The organism is Nakamurella endophytica (genome assembly GCF_014646215.1).
In the GTDB taxonomy this organism is placed as follows: domain Bacteria; phylum Actinomycetota; class Actinomycetes; order Mycobacteriales; family Nakamurellaceae; genus Nakamurella; species Nakamurella endophytica.
Map to the genome: position 1 here is coordinate 77,968 of NZ_BMNA01000004.1, position 20,526 is coordinate 98,493.

At 74.0% G+C, this 20,526-nt stretch carries 12 protein-coding genes; 4 read left to right on the top strand and 8 right to left on the bottom strand.

The features are described from left to right. Nucleotides 1-161: 161 nt before the first annotated feature. A complete protein-coding gene (locus tag IEY37_RS10930; protein ID WP_188941605.1) occupies nucleotides 162-917 on the bottom strand; it encodes a hypothetical protein in 756 nt (251 codons plus the stop codon). Nucleotides 918-1,281: 364 nt separating this feature from the next. Here IEY37_RS10930 and IEY37_RS22545 point away from each other — a divergent pair, with 364 nt between their 5' ends. Together IEY37_RS22545 and IEY37_RS10940 are read left to right on the top strand one after the other, a co-directional pair. Next, a complete protein-coding gene (locus tag IEY37_RS22545; protein WP_268238003.1) occupies nucleotides 1,282-6,087 on the top strand; it encodes a sigma-70 family RNA polymerase sigma factor in 4,806 nt (1,601 codons plus the stop codon). Between the two features lie 125 nt (nucleotides 6,088-6,212). After that, nucleotides 6,213-6,740: a GtrA family protein gene (locus IEY37_RS10940; protein ID WP_229674295.1), complete on the top strand. Its 528-nt coding sequence runs from the start codon at nucleotides 6,213-6,215 to the stop codon at nucleotides 6,738-6,740. Between the two features lie 15 nt (nucleotides 6,741-6,755). Here IEY37_RS10940 and IEY37_RS10945 read toward each other — a convergent pair whose 3' ends face one another. The 3 genes from IEY37_RS10945 to IEY37_RS10955 all read right to left on the bottom strand — a co-directional run bounded on the left by IEY37_RS10945 (nucleotide 6,756) and on the right by IEY37_RS10955 (nucleotide 10,499). Beyond that, nucleotides 6,756-8,060 carry a sensor histidine kinase gene (locus tag IEY37_RS10945; RefSeq protein WP_188941607.1) on the bottom strand — a complete coding sequence of 435 codons (1,305 nt, stop codon included), beginning with the start codon at nucleotides 8,058-8,060 and terminating at the stop codon, nucleotides 6,756-6,758. 4 nt (nucleotides 8,061-8,064) lie between these two features. Next, entirely contained in the window at nucleotides 8,065-8,739 is a 675-nt protein-coding gene (locus tag IEY37_RS10950) for a response regulator transcription factor (protein ID WP_188941608.1), read from the bottom strand. 191 nt (nucleotides 8,740-8,930) lie between these two features. Further along, entirely contained in the window at nucleotides 8,931-10,499 is a 1,569-nt protein-coding gene (locus IEY37_RS10955) for an acyl-CoA carboxylase subunit beta (protein ID WP_188941609.1), read from the bottom strand. A gap of 111 nt (nucleotides 10,500-10,610) precedes the next feature. Here IEY37_RS10955 and IEY37_RS10960 point away from each other — a divergent pair, with 111 nt between their 5' ends. Further along, nucleotides 10,611-11,066 carry a MaoC family dehydratase gene (locus tag IEY37_RS10960; RefSeq protein WP_188941610.1) on the top strand — a complete coding sequence of 152 codons (456 nt, stop codon included), beginning with the start codon at nucleotides 10,611-10,613 and terminating at the stop codon, nucleotides 11,064-11,066. A 159-nt stretch (nucleotides 11,067-11,225) separates the two neighbouring features. Here the strand turns inward: IEY37_RS10960 and IEY37_RS10965 are convergent, their stop codons facing one another. Both IEY37_RS10965 and IEY37_RS10970 read right to left on the bottom strand, forming a co-directional pair. Then, nucleotides 11,226-16,076 (bottom strand): DUF2961 domain-containing protein, encoded by a 4,851-nt coding sequence (locus tag IEY37_RS10965; protein ID WP_188941611.1) that lies wholly within the window; start codon nucleotides 16,074-16,076, stop codon nucleotides 11,226-11,228. Between the two features lie 303 nt (nucleotides 16,077-16,379). Beyond that, nucleotides 16,380-17,282, bottom strand: a complete 903-nt coding sequence (locus IEY37_RS10970; RefSeq protein WP_373298309.1) for a substrate-binding domain-containing protein — start codon at nucleotides 17,280-17,282, stop codon at nucleotides 16,380-16,382. On the opposite strand from IEY37_RS10970, the gene IEY37_RS10975 reads away from it, so the two are divergent. Further along, nucleotides 17,251-17,589, top strand: coding sequence for a hypothetical protein (locus IEY37_RS10975; RefSeq protein WP_188942454.1), 339 nt, complete (start codon nucleotides 17,251-17,253; stop codon nucleotides 17,587-17,589). The genes IEY37_RS10970 and IEY37_RS10975 overlap by 32 nt on opposite strands. A gap of 151 nt (nucleotides 17,590-17,740) precedes the next feature. Here the strand turns inward: IEY37_RS10975 and IEY37_RS10980 are convergent, their stop codons facing one another. Both IEY37_RS10980 and IEY37_RS10985 read right to left on the bottom strand, forming a co-directional pair. Continuing rightward, nucleotides 17,741-18,931, bottom strand: coding sequence for an ABC transporter permease (locus IEY37_RS10980; protein ID WP_188941613.1), 1,191 nt, complete (start codon nucleotides 18,929-18,931; stop codon nucleotides 17,741-17,743). Next, nucleotides 18,928-20,454, bottom strand: a complete 1,527-nt coding sequence (locus IEY37_RS10985; protein ID WP_188942298.1) for a sugar ABC transporter ATP-binding protein — start codon at nucleotides 20,452-20,454, stop codon at nucleotides 18,928-18,930. The genes IEY37_RS10980 and IEY37_RS10985 overlap by 4 nt, the downstream gene beginning before the upstream one ends. Nucleotides 20,455-20,526 lie beyond the last annotated feature (72 nt).

The following is a 20,526-nucleotide window of genomic DNA, read 5'->3' on the forward strand; positions in this document are numbered from 1 at the left end:
CCCGCGGGGGGTCGGGGTCCGCCGCGGGTGCCGGCGAGTGCGACCGCCGGGACCCGCAGGGGGTCGGGGTCCCCTGCGGGTCCCGGCGGAGATCTCGGTTGACCGGCGGCGGGCCGCCGATCGGATACCGGCGGCGAGCCGCCGGCTGGTCGGTGGGCGGATCAGCGGCTCCAGTCGCCGACCAGGTCCAGGGCGGCGCGGTAGGTCGTCGGGAGGTGCTCGATCCACACCTTCGGGGCGGGGATCGCCGCGTCCGGGTCGCCGGTCAGCCGGGCCGCGATGATCTCGGCCAGCAGCAGCGCGCGGCGCGCGAGCTTGGAATCGCGACGGGTGAGGACGGCGGCGACGGCCGGGCTGAGCCGGACCAGCGTCTGCCCGCCGGCGAACACCGTCCGCATGCCCTCGGCCGTGTGGATCATCGGGAGCAGCCGCTGCCAGCCGGGACGGCCGGCCAGGTCGAGCCGGATGAGCACCAGGGCGTAGGTGTCGCCGACGGGCTGCCCCTGTGACTCCGCCTCCAGGTAGACCTCCTCGAGGCGGGCGTGCAGGTACTCGGGGCTGACCAGACCGGTCATCGGGTCGGAGACGGCGGCCGGCGGCGCGGTGACCCGGTCGGCCCAGCCGAGGGACACGGCGCGGCGGAGCGAGGCGGTGTACCGCTGCGGGGCGATCGCGGCCAGCATGTCGATGTCCGCCAGGGCCTCGGCCAGCGAGACACCGGAGGCGGCGCGGTCCTGACCGAGCCGCTCGGCGGGGGCCCACACGTCGCCGCCGGCGCTGACGGCCTCGCAGACCGCGTCGACCGCGGGGGTGTGCCAGTCCGCCGGGAACGCCCAGCCGGCACCGTCCGCCCGCGCCGACCAGACCCGGCGGATCTCGTCGCTGGTCAGCCGGTCCACGTCGGCGCCTGTCACCATCGGTTCACCTCTCCTGTGCGCAACGGGCGGCGGCCCGGGGCGGTTCACTCCTTGAGCCGCGTCGTTGCTGTCGCAGAGGTGACGGGCGAGCCCGCCGGCTGTCACGCGATCCGGCGAAAAAAGTTCTGCGGATCGACGGACTCACACTGCGTGACGCAGCGTCCACTGAGACGTCACAATGGAGAGGTCCTCCCGGCGGATCCCCCGCGCGGGTGCCCTGTCGCCGCGCACGCCCGGCCGCCCGCCGGCCACCGTGCGCGGAGCGGTCCCGACGGGCACCCGGCGATCCGCCGGTGCGCGGGCCGCGGCAGTGCCAGCACCACCAGCCCAGCGCCCCGGCCCCGGGACGGACGAGAGGAAACAGGTGACCACGGAGCAGGACCACGCGCAGCCGGCGAGCGACGCCGAGCTGATCACGCGTGTCCGCGCCGGCGGCCGCGCCGCCTTCGGTGAGCTGTACCGCCGGCACGCCGGCGCGGCGGCCACGCTGGCCCGGCAGTTCGCCCGCTCGTCGACCGAGGCCGACGACCTGGTGTCCGAGGCGTTCGCCCGGGTGCTGGACGGGCTGCTCGAGGGTCGCGGCCCGGACATCGCCTTCCGCGCCTACCTGTTCACCGTGCTCCGCAACACCGCCTACGACCGCACCCGCAAGGACCAGCGGCTGCAGTTCACCGGCGAGATGGAGGACCACGACGTCGCCGTCGAGGGCGACGACCCGGTCCTGGCCGACCTGGAGAACGGGCTGGTGGCCCGGGCGTTCCGGAGCCTGCCCGAGCGGTGGCAGGCCGTCCTCTGGCACACCCAGGTGGAGGGTCAGTCCGCCCGCGAGGTCGGCGTCCTGCTCGGGATGGCCCCCAACGCGGTGACTTCGCTGGCCTTCCGTGCCCGCGAGGGTCTGCGGGAGGCCTACCTGCAGGCGCACCTCGCCGAGACCGCCGCCGACCGGTGCCGCGTGACGGTGGAACGGCTCGGCGCCTGGACCCGCGGCGGCCTGTCCAAGCGGGAGAAGGCGCAGGTCGACGCCCACCTGGAGGAGTGCGACCGGTGCCGGGCGCTGGCCGCCGAACTGGCGGAGGTCAACAGCGGGCTGCGGGCGCTGCTCGCGCCGCTGCTGCTCGGCGGCGCGGCGGCCGGCTACCTGGCGACCCTGGGCCCGGTGCCGCCGCTGGTGGCGCTGGGCTCCGCGGCAGCCGGCGAGGTCGGCGTCGCAGGAGCCCACGCCGGGGTGCACACCGGGTCGCACGCCCTGGGCGAGACCGTGGGCAGCACGCCTGCCGGCGGTCTGCTGGCCAAGATCCCCGCGCAGACCGTGCTGGCCCGGGTGCCGGGCAAGACCCTGGTCGGCAAGGCGGTGCTCGCCGGGTCGGCCGGCTCGGTGCTGGTCGCGGCGGTGGCCGCGCTGGTCGTGGTCATCGTCGGCAGCACCCCGGCCGTCCGTCCGGAGTCGGCGAACGACCGGGGCGTCGTCGCGACGCCGGTCGCGCCGGGAACGGATCTGAACGGCACCGGGTCGGGTGGCGCCGGTACGGCCGGTGGGACCGGCAGCGCCGGTGGTTCGCAGCCCGCGCCGCCCACCACCGCCGGCACGAGCTCCGGCGGGACGACCGGCGCGACGACGAGCGGGAGCGCCCGCGGGACCGGCGCCGGCCCGAGCACCGGCGCCGGCACCGGCACCGGCACCGGCACCGGCACCGGTGGGTCGGCGGGCACGGGCGGCGGCGCAGGCGGCGACACGGGCACCGACGGCCTGCCGACCGACATCCCGCCCTTCGTGCCCGGCGACCTCGGCACGGTGCCGGGCGACGGCGGGGACGGCGGGCTCGGCGACGGCGGGCTCGGGGACGGCGGGCTGGGTGACGGCGGGCTCGGGGACGGCGGGCTGGGTGACGGTGGGCTCGGTGACGGCGGCGACGGCGGCCTCGGCGACGGCGGCCTCGGCGACGGCGGGCTGGGCGACGGCGGGCTGGGCGACGGCGGGCTGGGCGACGGCGGGACCGGTGACGGCAGCACCCCGGGCGGTGGCGGGACCGGCGACGGCAGCACCCCGGGCGACGGCAGCACCCCCGGTGACGGCGGGACCGGCGACACCGGCAGCCCCGGGACGACCGGCGCACCGGCGACGACCGGGGGCGGCACCGGCGGCGGCTCGACGACCACCACCCGGCCCACCCGCCAGCCCAACCAGGGCAGCGTCCCGCCGGACTCGACCGGGCCGGTGACCACCCCGCCGACGACCACTCCCCCCACCTCCCCGCCGACGACCACTCCCCCGACGTCCCCGCCCACGACGACTCCCCCGACCTCCCCGCCCGACACGACCCCGCCGGACACGACCCCGCCGGACACCACCCCGCCGGACACGACACCTCCGGACACCACGCCGCCCGACACCACCCCGCCTCCGGCGACCCCGCCGGCGCTGCTGGTGACCGTCGGCGGCGGCGCCGGGTCGACGGTGACCTTCGTCCCTGGCGGCGCCCCGGTGACCGTCCGGCTCGACGTCACCGCCGCGGCGGACGTGCCCGCGGGCAGCCTGCTGCGGTTGACCGGACTGCCGGCCGGCCTCTCGGCCCGCGGCCTCACAGCCGTCACCGCCGGTCTGCGTGCCGGCGTCGGCCAGGCCTTCGCCGCCGCGGCCCCGTCCCCCGGCAGCTGCGCGCCCAGCGACGCGGCCGCCGGAGCTGTCGACTGCGCCCTGCCGGTGACCCTGCCCGGCGGCACCGCGGTGGGTCTCGACCTGGCGCTCGACCTCACCGCCGCGCCGCTCACCGCCCGCACGGTCACCCTGGGCGTCGCGGTCGCCGACGGTCCGGTCACGGACGCCGCGCTCACCCTCGACGTCGCCGCGCCGGTTGACACGCTGACCCTGTCCCAGGCGGTGCTCGCCGTCGGCGCCCGCTCGCAGGTGACGCTGTCGGCCACCCGCACGGCCGAGATCGTCGACGCCAGCCGGCTCGGCACGCTCACCGTGCCGGCATCGACGGTCCCCGGGGTCACCTGGACGCCCACCGACGACTCCTGCACCTCCGCCACCGCCGACGGCCGCGCCGCGCTCCGCTGCCCCGTCGCGGAGGTCCTGGACGGCGGGGTGACGTTCGCCGTCGCCGTCGCCGAGGACACCGCCCCCGGCGCGGTGCCGGTCACCGCGACCGACGACTACGGCCACGAGCTGCCGGCAGGCACCCTCGCGGTGACGGCCACCGGCGGCTACCTGTTGCCCCAGCTCGAGCTGCCGCAGACCGTGCACGTCGGCCGGAACACCCGCCGGGTCACCCTGCCGCTGGCGCCCGGCGTGACCGCGGGCAGCGCCGTCACCGTCCCCCGGGCGCTGCCGGAGCCCCTGAACGGGGTGGAGCTGGTCGCGGTGACCCCGGTCGACGGCGGCAGCTGCACGCAGGCCGGCGCCTCCACCGTGTGCACCCCCGCACCCGGCTCGCCGCTCACCCTCGACGTCGCCGTGCTCGTCCGGCCCGACGCGGCCCTGTCGGGCCCGGTGACCGGCGCGGTCGGCTTCCCGGGCGGCGGCTCGTACGCCGTCACGCTGTACCCGGGTGACGTCGTCGTCCAGCCCGGCTACCGCTCGATCGTGCTCACCCCGCCCGACCGGCTGGTGCTCGGCGGCCCGGCCGCGCCGCTGACCATCACCGCCGCCTTCGTCGACGACGTCGACGACCCGGGTGCGGTCGAGCTGCCCCGCAAGCTGGCCAACGGGGTCGTCCTGCGCGCCCCGGACCGTGGCTGGCCGGCCGGCTGCACCGCCACCGACACCACGCTGCGGTGCGACCCGGGCACCGTCGACGGCCCGGTGACGTGGACGGTCGCCGTCGCCGCGTCGACGTCGGCGTCCACGTCGGTGGTGCGGCCGCCGGTGGCCCGGCTCGAGGGCGGGCGCAGCCTGGCCTCCACGCTGTCCCGCGACTTCGTCTGGGGGTCCGACTGGACCGCCTACAGCCTGTCCGCCACCACGGCGCTGCAGGCCGGGCGGGACGCCACCCTGGTGCTCGACGCCCGCGCCTCCGGCACCGGGGACCCCGGCCCGTTCTCCTTCCCCGCCCGGCTGTCCGACGGGATCGTGGTCACCGCGGCCACCGGGGGCGGGTGCAGCGTCGGCGACGACACCGTCACCTGCGACCCGGGCACCGGCACCGACGTCCGCACCCGGCTCGCGGCAGCGGTCCTGCCGTCCGCCGGCGGCACGCAGCAGCTGCCGGACGTCACCGCCGAGGCCACCGGCAGCACCGTGCCGATGACCGCCGACGACCCGTTGACGGTCACGCCGCGGGCGGTCGGCGACCCGATCGAGTACACCGGCCGGGTCGACGCCGGCACGGTCGGCGGCGCGCTCGTCGGCTGCGGGCTGCTCGGCCAGCTGCGCGACTCGCCGACCTGCGCGGCGACGGTGCTGCCCGCCGCCACCGCCACGCTGCCCGCCCCCGGCGGCCGGGTGCTGTGGGCCGGCCTGCTGCTGTCCGCGGCCGGGCGCGGTCCCACCTTCCCGCTGGCCGACCCGGTGCTGACCGTGAACGGCACGCCCTACGGGCTGCACAGCAGCGGGGACCAGGCGCTGCCGGCGGTCGACCAGGCCGGCCGCCCGGTCGCCGCCCCGGAGGTGCAGACCCGGGTGGTGGACGTGACCTCGCTGGTCGGCGCGGGCGCCACGGTCGGCGTCAGCGTCCCGTCCGCCGTGCTGTCGACGTACCTGAAGTCGCCCGGGCGCAAGCCGATGGTCGGCTGGGCCGTCGTCGTGCTCTGGCGGTCCGACGGCGCCGCAGAGTCGGTGGCCCGGGTGCAGTTCCCCGAGATCACCGATGTGGAGCCGGGCAGCGGCGGGTTCACCGCCCGGTTCGCCGCGTCCGACAACGGCGCGGCCGGTGCCGTCCGCAGCGCCGACGTCGTGCTGTGGGCGACGGACGCCTTCGGTGACAAGCGCGTCAGCGCCGGCCCGGCGACGCTGTCCTACCCGCTGGCCGGTGTGTCCCGGTTCCTCGGCCCGCTCGCCGGGACGATCGAGGGTCGCTGCGTCGGTCTGGACGTCGTGCACCTGTCCGGCCGTACCGACTATGGCGTCGCGGGCTCGAACGCGGCCGCCGTCACCGTCTCCAGCGGCCCGACGAACACCGACACCTACGTGGTCGGGGCCGTGGTGACCGTCGCGGCCCGCCCCGTCTGACCGTCGCGCGACCGCCGTCCGGCTCCCGACGCCGCCGGGACGACCACCGTGTGAAGGCCGTGTGATCTGCGGAAATGTCGCGGGACCGGACGAAAGGGCCGCGGGCGCAGCCCTACACTGACCCGGTGAGCCTGATCGACCGCGTGCGCGCCGTCCTCCCCCCGAAGTACCGGGAGATCGCCAAGTTCCTGGTGGTGGGCGGCACCGCGTGGATCGTCGACACGGGCGTGTTCACCCTGCTGTCGCACACCGTGCTGGACGAGAAGGTGATCACCTCCAAGATCATCTCGATCGTGCTGTCGACGATCGTCAGCTACGTGCTCAACCGCGAGTGGTCGTTCCGGCACCGCGGCGGCCGCGAGCGCCACCACGAGGCCATGCTGTTCTTCCTCGTCAACGGGCTGGCGCTGGGATTGAACCTGGTGCCGCTGTGGCTGTCGCACTACGCCTTCGGCTTCAACCTCGCCCACTACAGCCGGTTGACGGTGTCCGTCACGGACTTCATCGCGGCCAACGTCGTCGGCACCATCCTCGGCATGGCGTTCCGGTTCTGGGCCTACAAGCGGTATGTGTTCCCCGACGAGCTCGCCCACGTCGGCGAGGACGGCGGGGCCGGCGACCCGGACACCCGGGCGGACGTCGCCTCCCGCTGACCGTCCCGGTCCCGGTCACCGGGGTGACGGCACCACCGCGACGGGACCGGCGAGCTCCCCGGGCGCGCCGTCGGTGAGCGGGCCTGGAATGCGGCCCGGCAGGAAGACCGCGAAGACCGCCGGCGCCCGGCGGCGCAGCTCCAGCCGGCCGCCGTCCGCCTCGACCAGCGCCCGGGCCAGGCCGAGCCCGATCCCGGTGGACGCCGCCGTCGAGACGCCGCGGTCGAAGACGTGCCCGACAAGCGCCTCGGGGATGCCGGCACCCTCGTCGGCCACCTCCAGCACCACCAGCCCGCTGTCCTGCCGCGCCGACAGCGTGACCGTGCCGGCGCCGTGCCGGGTGGCGTTGTCCAGCAGCGAGGACAGCGCCTCCCGCAGCCGCATCGGCGTCGCCTCGGCGACCGCACCCGACGGGCAGCGGACCACCAGCGCCCGGCCCGCCCGCCGCAGCCGCGGCTCCCACTCCGCCGCCAGCGCCGCCGTCTCGCGACCCAGGTCGACCGCGGACACCGTCGCGGCGCGGCGCGAGCGGGCCGCCGCCAGCAGGGCGTCCACGACGGCGACCAGCTGGTCGGTCTGCTCCAGTCCCGCCCGGACCGCGGCGGCGGAGTCCGCGTCGTCCCGGACCGACGGCACCGTGTCCAGCTCCTCCAGCAGCAGCCGGATGCCGGTCAGCCGGGTGCGGAGCTGGTGCGAGATGTCGCCCGCCAGGTCGCGCTCCCGGCCGAGCAGCGCCGCGATGTCCCGTGCTGCGGCGTCCAGGACGTCGGCGACCCGGTCCAGCTCGGCGATGCCGAACCGCCGGGACGCGACGCGGAAGTCACCGGCGCCCAGGGCCGCCGCGCGGTCGGCCACGCTGCGCAGCGGCGACGACAGCCGCCGCGCCAGCACCACCGCCACCGCCGCACCGACGAGCAGGGACAGCGCCACCGCACCGGCCACCCACAGCAGGGCACTGCGCCGGGGCGCCGACAGCTCGCTCATCGGCACCTCGAGCTCGGCGGTGCCGCCCTGGGTCAGCGCGACCTCCCGGGTGTAGCCGCCGACCAGCCCGGTGTCGCCGAGCACGATGGGGGCGTGGCCGGGCCGGCGCACGGAGAGCAGGCCGCCGGCCGGCACGGCCAGCGTCAGCCGGCGGTCGTCGACGGCCTGGCTGACGTCCGCGGCGAGCGCCGCGTCCACCGACTCCAGCCGGGCGGTGAGGTCGGCGTCCAACCGGTCACCGACCAGGTGCCAGGTCACGACGCCGAGCGGCAGGCCGAGCGCGAGCGCGGTGGCGGCGACGACCGCCAGCACGCTCAGCAGGACGCGGCGCAGCACGGCGTCACGGGTTGAAGCGCAGTCCGGCGCCGCGGATCGTGGCGATGCGCAGGTCGAGCGGCTCGCCGGCGTCCTCGGCCAGCTTGCGGCGCAGCGCGGACACGTGCATGTCCAGGGTCTTTCCCTGGAGGACGGCCCGGTCGCCGGCCCACAGCGCGTCGACGATCTCCTCCCGGCTGACCACCTGGTCCGCCCGGGACATCAACAGCTGCAGCAGGTCGAACTCCTTGGGGCTGAGCGCCACGGTCCGGCCCTGCACGGTCACCCGGCGGGCCCGGCCGTCGAGCGTGACGCCGCCGGCGGACAGCCGCAGGTCGGGCTTGCGGCGCAGCAGCGCCCGGATGCGGGCCAGCAGCTCCGCGGTGCGGAACGGCTTGCCGACGTAGTCGTCGGCGCCGGCGTCGAGCCCGACGACGAAGTCGACCTCGTCGGTCCGGGCGGTGAGCATCAGCACCGCCGTGTCCCGCCCGGCGGTGCGGATCCGTCGGCATACCTCCAGCCCGTCCATGCCCGGCAGCCCGAGGTCCAGGATGACCAGTGACACGGGGTTCTCGGTGGCCGCGGACAGCGCTCCTCCGCCGTCGGTCGCGTGCAGCACGTCGTAGCCCTCCCGGCGCAGGGCGCGCACCAGAGGGCCCGAGATGGCCTCGTCGTCCTCGGCGAGCAGGACCGTCGTCACGGCCGACTGTTCCTGATCGTCGTCACGGCCGACAGCACCCGATCGTCGTCACGGCCGACAGCACCTGATCGTCGTCACGGCCGACTGTTCCTGATCGTCGTCACGGCCGACAGCACCTGATCGTCGTCACGGCCGACAGCGTAGATCCGCCTCTGCCCTCGGCGGCCCGGAACCGCACGCTGCAACCGACATCAGACGGGCGGCACCCCGTGCCGGCGTCGGGAGAACGCGCGGTCCTTGCCCTCGGCCGCCGACAGCCGGGCCAGCAGCTCGTCCCGGAGCTCCTCGGGTTCCACCACGGCGTCGACGACCAGCTCGGCCGCCAGGTGCACCAGGTCGATGTCCTGCTCGTACTCCGCGCGCCGGGCCCGGACGAACTCCGCGCGTTCCGCCGGGTCGTCGATGGCCGCGATCTTGTTGGCGTACACGGCGTTGACGGCCGCGTCGGCGCCCATGACGGCGATCCGCGCGGTGGGCAGCGCCAGCGTGGCGTCCGGGTCGAACCCCGGCCCGGCCATGGCGTACAGGCCCGCGCCGTAGGCCTTGCGCACGACCACGCAGAACTTGGGCACCGTCGCCTCGGACACCGCCGCGATCATGCGGGCCCCGTGCCGGATGATGCCCTGGCGTTCGACGGCGGTCCCGACCATGAAGCCGGGGACGTCGGCCAGGAAGAGCAGCGGCACGTTGAAGGCGTCGCAGAGCTGGACGAAGTGCGTCGCCTTGTCGGCCGAGTCGACGAACAGCACGCCGCCGCGGAACAGCGAGTTGTTCGCGACGACGCCGACCGCCCGGCCACCGAGCCGGCCGAACCCGACGAACACCTCCCGGGCCCATCCCGGGTGGATCTCGAAGACCGACCCGTCGTCGAGCAGGGCGCGGACCCACCGGCGCATGTCGAACGCCTGCCGCTCGACCGCGGGCACCAGCGCGCGCAGGTCGCCGCGCCCCGGATCCGCGGCCGGCACCGACGGCGGCGGCTGGGTGTGGTTGCCCGGCAGGTAGGACAGGAAGCGCCGGACGGCGGCCACCGCCTCGGCCTCGTCCGCGGCCAGGAGGTGGCCCACCCCGGACACCGTGGTGTGCATCCGCGCGCCGCCCATCTCCTCCAGCGTGGTGCGCTCGCCGGTCACCATCTCGACCATCCGGTCGCTGCCCAGGTACATGGAGGCGTTGCCGTCGACCATGACCACCAGGTCGCAGAACGCCGGGATGTACGCGCCGCCGGCCGCGCTGGGCCCGAACAGCGCGCAGACCTGCGGCACGGACCCGGACGCCCGGACCTGGCTGTGGAAGATCTTCCCGGCCCCCCGCCGTCCCGGGAACAGGTCGACCTGGTCGGTGATCCGGGCCCCGGCCGAGTCGACCAGGTACACCATCGGCACGCCGGTGGCGTAGGCCCGCTCGATGATCCGGATGATTTTCTCGACGGTGCGCGCACCCCACGACCCGGCTTTGACGGTCGAGTCGTTGGCCATCAGGCAGACCGGGCGACCATCCACGGTGGCGGCGCCGGTGACGACCGCGTCCGCCGGCAGGTCCGGGGCCAGCGCGTTGGCCAGCATCCCGTCCTCGCGGAAGGACCCCGGGTCGACCAGCAGGTCGATCCGGCGGCGGGCGAACAGCTTGCCGCGGGCCTCGTTCGCGCGGTGGTACCGGTCGGCGCCGCCCGAGCGCACCCGCTCCCGCAGCGCCGCGAGATTGGGCGTGCCGGGCGGTCCGCCGGGATCGGACGGGTGGGCTGCGCGGTCCTCGGGCATGCGGTCACCGTAGGCCCGAGGCCGGCGTGCGGCCCGTCACGGCGACCGGTGACGGCCAGCGCGGGCGACCGGGCCGACCGGCCGCGGAGGCGCACGGTGCAGGATGACCCGGTGACCAGGTTCGCCTTCGAGGACTTCTCCGCCGGGCAGCACATCGACATGGGCACGGTCGTCGTCGACCGCGACGAGATGCTGGAGTTCAACCGGCGTTTCGACCCGCAGCCGTTCCACGTCGACGAGGTGGCGGCGCGGGAATCGCTGCTCGGCGGGTTGTGCGCCAGCGGGTGGTACACCTGCTCGCTGTTCATGCGGGCGTACGTCGACACCGTCCTGGCCGACTCCACCTCCCAGGGCTCGCCGGGCGGGCGGGAGCTGCGCTGGCTGGCGCCGGTGTTCCCCGGGGACGAGTTGCACTTCGCCACCGACATCCTGGCGACCCGGGTGTCGTCCAGCCGACCGGGCCTGGGACTGGTGGAGATCACCGGGACGGCCTCCCGCGCCGGCAGTCCGGTGCTGACGCTGACCTTCACCGGCTTCTTCGGGACGCGGTCGCCCTCGTCGCGCTGACCGGCCGGTCCCCGCCCGACCGGCACCCGACCCCTCGGGATCGAGGTGCGGGAGCCCGCACCGGGGTGCACGGACGCCGGGACCCGGGTCACCGCGTGCGGTGACCCGGGTCCCAGCAGGTGCGGACCGCTGCCGTGGCGGTGCCGCGGCAGCCGCTAGTCAGAAGCGGGCGCCGAGCGTGTCGTCACCGCCGATCGGGCTGGCGCCGACCGTCCAGGTGCCGAGGTCGTACGTCCCGGGCGCCCAGGTGCGGCCGCCGGGCTGCCACAGCGGCTGCCACACCACCGCGCCGGACCCGGGGTAGAACCGGTTGTCCGCGCCGAAGGCCGAGCCGGCGTGGTAGACCTCCGCGACGCTGGCGGTGTCCCCGGTCGACTGCGTCCACGCCGGGAAGCCGTGCACGTCACCGCCCGGCCGGTCCGGGTCGGCGTCGTCACCGACCCGCGGGCCGGCGCCGTCGAAGGTCGTCGACACCTCCCACACGGGGGCCGTGGTGGCGGCCGCGACCGTCGCCCGGATCGACGTGTCGAACGAGGCGGTCCCGAAGTCCAGGGTCCAGTCGGCCGTCACCGGTTCGTCGCCGAAGGCCACGCCGTGCAACGTGACCCGGCTGCCCTGGACCTCGACATCCTTGGCAGGGCCGGCGACGTCGGTGTTGCCGAAGCCACCGACGCCCAGATACGGCGCGGTGCTGCGGTAGTCGTCGTCCAGCACCCGCCGCCAGCCGCCCGATCCGTCGGCCACCTCGAGCGAGGTTACCGCGGACGTCGGGGACGTCTGCACGGTGGCCCGGTAGTTCGGGGTGGTGACGACCCGGCCGGCGGTGACCTGGGTGCCGTTCCAGATCAGCGGCCGCAGGTACACCCCGCCCGCCCCCCAGCCGGCACCGCTGACGTACCACCGGCCGTCGGTGTCGCGGACGACCTCCGCGGCGTGCTCGTCGATCTGGCCGGCCAGCTGGTCGATGTCCCAGTGCAGCGGATCGTGGCTGCGGTAGACGCGGGTGTCGGAGTAGCCGTTCTGGCAGCAGACGAACAGGTAGTACCAGCCGTCCTTGGACACCACGAACGGCGACTCGGTCGGCCCGCCGGACGTGCCCGTGCTCGGGTGGTTGAAGGCGACACCCTTGGCGCTCCAGTGGATCAGGTCCGTGCTGGTGCGGTAGGCGACCTGGTGGTTGCCCCCGGCCGGCGTGGAGTTCGCGGTGTAGTACATGATCCACCGGTTGCCCACCCGCAGCACCATCGGGTCCCGGGCGTCGAACCCGTCGGTGAACAGCGGCTCCGGCCGCTTGGTCCACGTCTTGAGGTCCTTGGAGGTGGCCAGCCGGATCTGGTACGCCTCGTGGTTGTCGTCCTGCCCGGCCGAGTAGAACATCCAGTAGGTGCCGCCGCTGGAGAGCACGAACGGCGCCCAGACGTGCTTCTCGCCCAGCGCCGGGTCCGCCTGGATGACCGGTGCCTGCTCGGTGTACTGCGCCTGCGTCAGGCTGTCCGCGGTGGCGTGGACGAAGAAGCTCTCGTCCAGCGGCGCCGCCGGTTCCGCATGGGTGATGCCGAACAGGTTCCACCGGCCGTCCGGCCCCTGGACGAAGGTGTGGTCGTTGACGTACCACGCCGCGTCCTTGCCCACCGACGGGTCGAAGACCCGCTGCCGGGCGCCGCCCTGGACCACGGTCCGGATGGTGCGGAAGGCCGTGACCTTCGCGGTCGAGCTGCCTTGCAGGCGCAGCTGCAGCACGTCCAGGCCGAGCAGGTAGTTGGTGGCCGCGGCGTTCTTGCCGGTCACCGTCAGGGTGAGCGTGTGCCGGCCCTGGGCGAGCTGCCGGGTCCCGTACTGCTCGGTCACGGTGCCGACGCCGGACGGCTGGAAGAAGTCCGTCGGGTCGCCCAGCTCGGTCCCGTCGAGCGACACCTGGGCGATGCCGTAGTCCACGGCCCGGGTGAACACGGCCGACAGGTCGTAGCTGCCGGTCCTCGGGACGTCGAACGCCAGCGTCACCGTGTCGCCGACCTTGCCGCCGTGGAACCACAGCTGCGCGGCGCCGGACCAGCTGACCCCGCAGCAGTTGCCCTGCGCCTCGGCCAGCGCCGTGGAGCTCTGCGCCGGCAGCAGGGACTCGCCCTCGATCCGCAGGGTGTCGCCGGTCGTCGCGGTGACCACCGGGGACAGCGGCCCGCGGTTGCCCGAGCTGTCGACGGTCCGCACCCGGTAGTACCAGGTCTCGTTCAGGCCGAGCCCGGTGTGCTCGAACGAGGACAGCGTCGGTGTCCCCACCAGCGTGGAGCCGTTGACCGCGAAGGAGCGCCGCTGGGCGGCGTACACCTCGTAGTGGTCGACGGCCACGTCGTCACCGGAGGCCGACCAGGACAACCGGTTCGCGTTGCTCTGCGTCCCGATGGCCACCAGACCGGCGATCCCGGACGGTGCCCGGCGATCCGCCTGCACCTTGCCCAGCGAGAGCGCCTGGTACGAGGCGGCGCTCCACGCCGGCGAACCGTCCGTCGGCGTCAGGGTGACGGTCAGCGACCGCTTGCCGGCCGTCAGCGCCGGGGCGATCTGGAAGTCGTCCTCCAGCCAGCGCATGGTGGCGTTGCCCAGCGGCTGCAGCCACGTGCCGGCGGGCTGGCCGTCGACCGTCACGGCCGCGGACTGCCAGGGCGTGCTCTGATCCGACATGCGGCGCAGGGTGACGCCGAGGTTGTTCCGGTCGACGGCCACCCGGAAGCTCACCGGCCCGGTGGCCGACTCGACGTCCTCGGTGACCGGCTCGTCGTCGTGGTCGCCCTCGAATCGGGCGGTCAGCGTGGTCGTGCCGGCGGAACCGGTGTACCGGTGGGCCTTCTCGCTCACCGCGTCACCGACGTCGACGGTGTCCGTGACCCGTGCGGCCGGATCGGTGAACCCGTACCAGTACGCCGTCGACGAGTAGTCGGCCGGCGCGTTGTCCACCGGGCCGTGCTCGATTCCGAAGGTGATACCCGAGTGGAACGACACCGCGTCGCCGATCATGAGCCGGTACGGCGCATCGCACTGGTACTGGCAGCCGTAGGCGCCCGTGGGCATGGCCGACAGCCCGTTGGTGGGATTGCTGAACTCGCGCCGGTTGAAGTACCAGCCGGCCTCGTAGAAGTCCTCCGACCCGGTGCCGTGGATCTGCGGCGAGCGGCTGCCGTCGACGTAGACCCGCTCGTCACCCTCCAGGTACTCGCGGATGTTGCCGGTCGAGATGTGGCCCTCGATGGTGTGGCTGACGCCGACGAACCGGCCCTTGCCGGCGGTGTCCAGGAAGATCCAGTCCTGGCCGGTGACGGTGTCGGCGCGGTGGTGCGTCGCATGGAAGTAGCCGATGCGCGGGTCGCTGCCGCGCAGGTCGCGGGCCACCGTGCGGTCGGCGTGCGCGGTGACCGACGCCCGCCCGGCGGTGATGGCCTGGTCGGACCGGTTCACCAGCTGCACGGTCGCGCGGGCGGCGTAGGGCATCGGCCACCAGCTCGTGTACCAGCCGTTCGGCGAGGTGTCGACGTGGAAGAACAAGGCGTCGACGTCGCCCTCGAGCAGACCCGATCCGAAGAACTCGCCGAGCGGCGCCTCGACCGTCCGGTCACCGTCGAAGGTGACCCGCACCAGGACGTCCCGCAGCAGTGCGTTGGACGCCAGGATCTTCGGGTCCTGGGTGTCCTTCGGCGCGTCCGTCTGGTTGGCCGCTCCGGTCCACGTCTGCCCGGTGATGGCGTAGGCGTGGGCCTTCTCGCTCGCCAGCGCGGCGGCCGACGTCCCGACGTCCAGCTCGTCGGTGCGCTTCGCGGCGCCACCGACGACGGAGTCGGCCCAGTAGTGGAACTCGTTCCAGTCGATCGAAGCGGACACGAACCGGTTCTGCACCGTGATCGTCGACTTCCCGGCCGTGGCGGAGGCCGGCAGCGTGATGCTCTGGTAGGACCAGTGGCCCGGCACGTCCTCGGTGGCCGGCCACTGGCCGACCTTCGCCCCGTCGACGTAGACGTCGGCGACCTCGTGGTTCGACGCGGCGTCGAACCGTCGGGTCAGCGTGACGCCGGTGTTGGCCGGGTCGATCGCCAGCCTGAAGGTGCTGGTGCCCTTGTGGGCACGGCCGTCGTCGGCGATCAGCGGCAGCCGCGCGGGGCCGACGATCTGCGGCACCTGCAGCTTGAGCTCGGAGATCTCACCGGGGCCGCGCAGCTCGGCGACGGTGCGGGTGGCGCCCGGCGCCAGCGACCAGTTCGAGGTCTGGGTGCGCGATCCGGCCACCGCCGGCTTCGGGTCGGCGGTACCCCAGGTCTTCGCGGCGGCCAGGACGTCCAGCGCCTTGTCCGACGGGTCGAAGGTGGTCACGCCGCTCGCGTCGGCGAACGTCCGGTAGGTGACGTGGTAGAAGAGCGGGTTGTTGGTCGTGGTCACCCGCATCGAGGACCGGTAGGGCATCGGCACCTTGATCTGCACGCCGCCGGAGCTCTGGTCGGCGTTCGCCACGAACGGGTATACGAACGGCGCGCCCAGCTTGCCGTTCACGACGTCCTGCAGCGGTACGTCCAGGACCACCGTGCCGTCCAGCTCGATGCGGATGTTGCCGGTGCGGGAGACGTCGCCCTCGTCCCGGGTGAACCAGATCGACTCGATCTCGCCGGCGCCGGAGCGCTCGGCGATCACGCACCCGGCGGCGGAGGTGCGCAGGCAGCTGTACGTGCCCGCGAAGCCGTCGTCGTTGCCGCCGGTGCGGTCGAAGCTGGAGAACTGGTGCGTCTCGACGCCCGTGGTCAGCTCGTCGATACGGTCCAACCGGCGGTAGGTGTCCCAGCCGACCGGGCCGGTGCCCGCGCCCGGAGCGGGCCGGGCGGCCGCGGAGACCGGCGCCACGGCGGCACCGGCGGGCGGCGGGGCGGCAGCGCCGGCCGGAGCGACGGCGACGGCCGTGGCGACGGCGGTGACCGCCGACAGGCCGGCCGCGACGAGCCGGGTGAGGCGTCTGCGGGGGGATGACTGCGCCATGGGCACCTGTCCTTCGCGCGGGGACGGACGGTGCAGCGTCCAAAGGCCGTTGCACCGTTGCACGGACCGGGGATCGCTCCGCCGGACCGGCCGAGCAATCGATTTCTCACCTACCGAAGCACAGCAGGGCGCCGATGGCAACCCCTCTCGTCACCAACAGCACCGATGAGCGGGCGGAGCGTGCCGCCCCCGGACGCCGACGGGGCCTGCACCGGCGCTGGTCGCACCGGCACGGGCCCCGTCGGCTCGTCCCGTCGGCGCCGGAGCGTGGGCGTCGCCCACCCTCCGGTCAGCCGCGTCGGGTCACTTGTTCGAGAAGTCGAACTGCTTGTAGACCTGGTCGGCGTTGTCCTTGGTCACCGGCGTGGTCGGCAGCACCTGCTTGCTGGAGAACTGCTGCCCGTTGACCATCTTGACGATGGTGTCCACGGCCTCCTTGGCGCCGGTCGGGTAGACGAAGGTGCCGGCCAGCTGGCCCTGCTGGACGGCCCGGATGCCGCCGTCCGGGATGGCCAGGCCGTCGATCCCGATGAACTGGATGTCCTTCTGCTTGTTCTGGCCGGCGGCGGCCAGGTAGGCGCCCAGCGCCATCGGATCGTTGTGCGCGTACACCAGGTCGATCTTCGTGCCGGCCTGCAGCCACTGCTGCATGACCTTGGTGCCCTCCTCCTTCAGCCACTTGGCTTCCTGCTCCTTGACGATCTGGATCTTCGGGTTGGCCGCGATAGCGTCGCGGAAGCCCTTGTCCCGGTCGATCTGCGGCTGGTTGGACAGGATCCCGCGCAGTTCGGCGACGTTGCCGCCGTTCGGCAGCAGCTTGACGGCGAGCTCGCCGGCCGCCTTGCCGATCGCCACGTTGTCGCCGCCGATGAACGCGGCGATGCAGTCCGTGTTGACGCTGCGGTCGAGGATGATGACCGGGATGCCGGCCTTGCACGCCTGCTCCACGGGCGGCGTCAGCGGGTCAGCCTCGTTCGGCGAGACGATGAGGATGTCGACCTTCTGCTGGATGAACTGCTGCACCTGGCTGACCTGCCGCGAACTGTCCTGGGCCGCGTCGGCGATGGGCAGCAGCTCCAGGTTCGGCTGCTGCTTGATGTAGTAGGTCAGCTGGGTGTTCAGCTGGGCCCGGTAGGGCTCGGCGTTGTTGGACTGCGAGTAGCCGACGACGTACTTGTCCTTCTTCGGCAACGACACCGTGGTCATCGGACCGCCCGCCGCCGACCCGCCGGAGGACGCCCCCGACGATCCCGACATGGCGGTGTCCGAGCCCGCCGAGCCTGAGGACGCGGTCGCCGAGCCCGATCCCGCACTGCCGGTGTCCGTGGCACCGCCGGCCGAGCTGCTCGAGGACGCGCTGCTGGACGAGGCACTGCTGGACGAGACGCTGCTCGACGAGCCGCTGCCGGCGTCCGAGTTGGTGCCGCACGAGGACAGCGCGAGCAGCGCCGCAGCGCCGACCGCCCCCAGTACCGCTGTTCTCCTGGTGAACATCACGACTCCTTTGTGGTGATCGAACTTCCGGACGGGCGTGCGCCGGCCCCCGTGGCCGGGACGCGGGACCGAGCGGGTGGACCTGCTCGGTGGACGTGGTCGGATGGGATCGGTGGGATCGGTGGGGACGGACAGGGCAGCCGCGCGGCGGCCGCGGTCCGGTGGCACGGTCAGCCCCGGGCGGCGCCCGCGGGTGACCGGTGCAGTGTTCGTCGGAGCCAGGCGGCGAGCTCGGAGAACAGCTCCGGCCGCTGGATGACGACGGCGACGACGACGATCAGGCCCTTGACGATCAGCTGCCAGTTGGCGCTGACGCTGTTCAGGCCCAGGACGTTGTCCAGCAGGGTGAGGATCAGGGCGCCGATGAAGGTCCCGACGACCGAGCCGCGGCCGCCGGCCAGGCTCGCCCCGCCGATCACGACGGCGGCGATGGCGTCCAACTCGTACCCGAGCCCGGCCTGCGGGTCGGCCGAGGCGTTGTAGGCGGCGCTGATCGGGCCCGCCAGCCCGGCCAGCAGGCCGGACAGGGTGAACACGGCGATGGTCACCGCGGTGACGTTCACGCCGGAGAGCCGGGCGGCGGTCGGGTTGCCGCCGACGGCGTAGACGTGCCGGCCGAACCGGGTCCGGGTCAGCACCAGCTGGAACACGATCACCACGACGACCAGCGCCAGCACCGGGAAGTAGCCGAGCAGCGGCACGTCGCCGCCGAACAGCCGGGCGCCGGGCGTCCCGAGCTTCTGGAACTGGGCGGAGCCGGGCGCCAGCTCGCCGTTGCTGCCGATCACCACGGTGCCGATCGAGGTGTTGTTGCTGAACTCGCGGACGATGCCGCGGGCGATCGTCATCATCGCCAGCGTCATCACGAACGACTGGATCCGCAGCAGCCCGGTGCCGGCCCCGTTGGCCAGTCCGAACACCGCGCCGATGACCATGCACGCCGGCACGATCGCCACCACCGGCCAGTTGGCGTCGGTGAGCAACCACGCCGCGGCGGTGCTGCCGACGGCCAGCAGCGAGCCCACGGACAGGTCGATGCCGGCCGCGATGATGACCAGCGTCATGCCGACGGCGAGGATGCCGCGCGGCGCGAAGTAGCCGATCGCGTTGGTGATGTTGTCGACGTTGGCGAAGCGGCCGCCCTGGGTGCCGATGCCGATGAGCACGATCAGCACCAGGCCGATGTAGCCCTGCAGCGACCCGAGCAGCGGCAGGATCCGGCGCGCGCGCCGCACCGGGCCGCCCGCGGGTCCGTCCGGCACCGGGTTGCCGCCGGTCGCGCCGGCGGTGACCTCCGTCCCGACCGGGTCGTCGGCGGAGGACGCCGGCTGCCGGCCGGAGATGTCGGGCGGTGTCGTCATGAGGTTCTCGCAATCACGGACCGGCGGCCCATGGCCGCTTCGAGGATCTGTTCCTGGTCGGCGTGCTCGGCGTCGAACTCGGCGGTGACCCGACCTTCGCTGAGCACGACGATCCGGTCGCTCATCCGCAGCAGCTCCGGCAGTTCCGACGACGCCACCACGAAGCCGACGCCCTGCGCGGCGAGCGCGTTGACCAGTTCGTAGATCTCGGACTTGGCGCCCACGTCGATGCCCCGGGTGGGCTCGTCGAGCAGGATCACCCGAGGATCGGTGAGCAGCCACTTGGCCAGCACGACCTTCTGCTGGTTCCCACCGGACAGCGTGCCGACACGGGTGTTGATGCCGGACGTCTTCACGCCCAGCCGGCGGACCTCGTCCGACACCGCGGCTCGCTCCCGGCGCCCGCGGACCCAGCCGAAGGACAGGTACCGGCCCAGCGCGGCCAGGCTGGTGTTGAACTTGACGGACGCGTCCAGCACCAGGCTCTGCTGCTTGCGGTCCTCGGCGACCAGCACGACGCCCCGGCGGATCGCCTGCTTGGGGCTGTGCGGCTGGTACGGCCGGCCGTCGAGCAAAAAGCTGCCGCGGAACGCACGGGCCGGGTACGCCCCGAAGACGGCCTCCAGGGTCTCCGTGCGGCCGGCGCCCATCAGCCCGGCCAGGCCGACGATCTCGCCCGGGCGCACGTCCAGGCTGACCCCGTTCAGCCCCACCCGGCCGGCCCGCGGGTCGGGGTCCAGGTGCAGGTCGCGCACGGACAGCCGCGGTTGCTCGTCCGTCGGCCGGGCGTCGGCGGGGCGTCGCGGCAGGTCGGCGACGGACCGTCCCACCATCATCCGGATCAGCTCGTCCCGGGAGGCACCCCGCATGGACCGGGCACCGATCCAGCGGCCGTCGCGCAACACGTTCACCGAGTCGGCCAGCTCCTCGAGCTCCTCCAGCCGGTGCGAGATGTAGACGATGGCGACGCCGTCCGCGGTGAGGCTGCGGATGACCTCGAACAGCCGGCGGACCTCCGCGTCGGCCAGCGCCGACGTCGGCTCGTCCATGATCAGCACCCGGGTGTTCAGCGACAACGCCTTGGCGACCTCGATGAGCTGCTGCTCTGCGACCCGGCACTGGCGCACCAGCCGCCTCGGGCTGACGGTGAGCCCGACCCGCTCCAGCAGCGCCCGGGCCCGGGCGTTGGTGTCCCGGCGGTCGACGAGCCCGGCGGCGCTGCGCCGTTCCCGGCCGAGGAAGATGTTGTCGGCGACGGTCATGTCCGGCACCAGGTTCAGCTCCTGGTGGATGGTGCTGATGCCGAGGCGCTGCGCGTCCGCCGGGGTGTGGATGTCGACCGGTTCCCCGTCCAGCAGGATGGTGCCGTCGTAGTGCCCGAAGACCCCGGACAGCACGTTGATCAGCGTGGACTTGCCGGCGCCGTTCTCCCCCAGCAGCGCGACGACCTCGCCGCGGCGCACCGACAGCGACACGTCGCGCAGCGCCTGGACACCGGGGAAGGACTTGCCGATGCCGCGCATCTCCAGCAGCGGCGCTTCGGCGGACGCGGCACTCGGGGCCGCCGACAGCTGGCTGCGCGCGGTGTCCAGGTC

Coding starts and splice junctions, on each gene's coding strand:
- IEY37_RS10970 (WP_373298309.1), bottom strand. CDS start 17,282: ATGACCACGGTGTCGTTGCCGAAGAAGGACAAGTACGTCGTCGGCTAC.
- IEY37_RS10930 (WP_188941605.1), bottom strand. CDS start 917: ATGGTGACAGGCGCCGACGTGGACCGGCTGACCAGCGACGAGATCCGC.
- IEY37_RS10980 (WP_188941613.1), bottom strand. CDS start 18,931: ATGACGACACCGCCCGACATCTCCGGCCGGCAGCCGGCGTCCTCCGCC.
- IEY37_RS10955 (WP_188941609.1), bottom strand. CDS start 10,499: ATGCCCGAGGACCGCGCAGCCCACCCGTCCGATCCCGGCGGACCGCCC.
- IEY37_RS10965 (WP_188941611.1), bottom strand. CDS start 16,076: ATGGCGCAGTCATCCCCCCGCAGACGCCTCACCCGGCTCGTCGCGGCC.
- IEY37_RS10985 (WP_188942298.1), bottom strand. CDS start 20,454: ATGCGCGGCATCGGCAAGTCCTTCCCCGGTGTCCAGGCGCTGCGCGAC.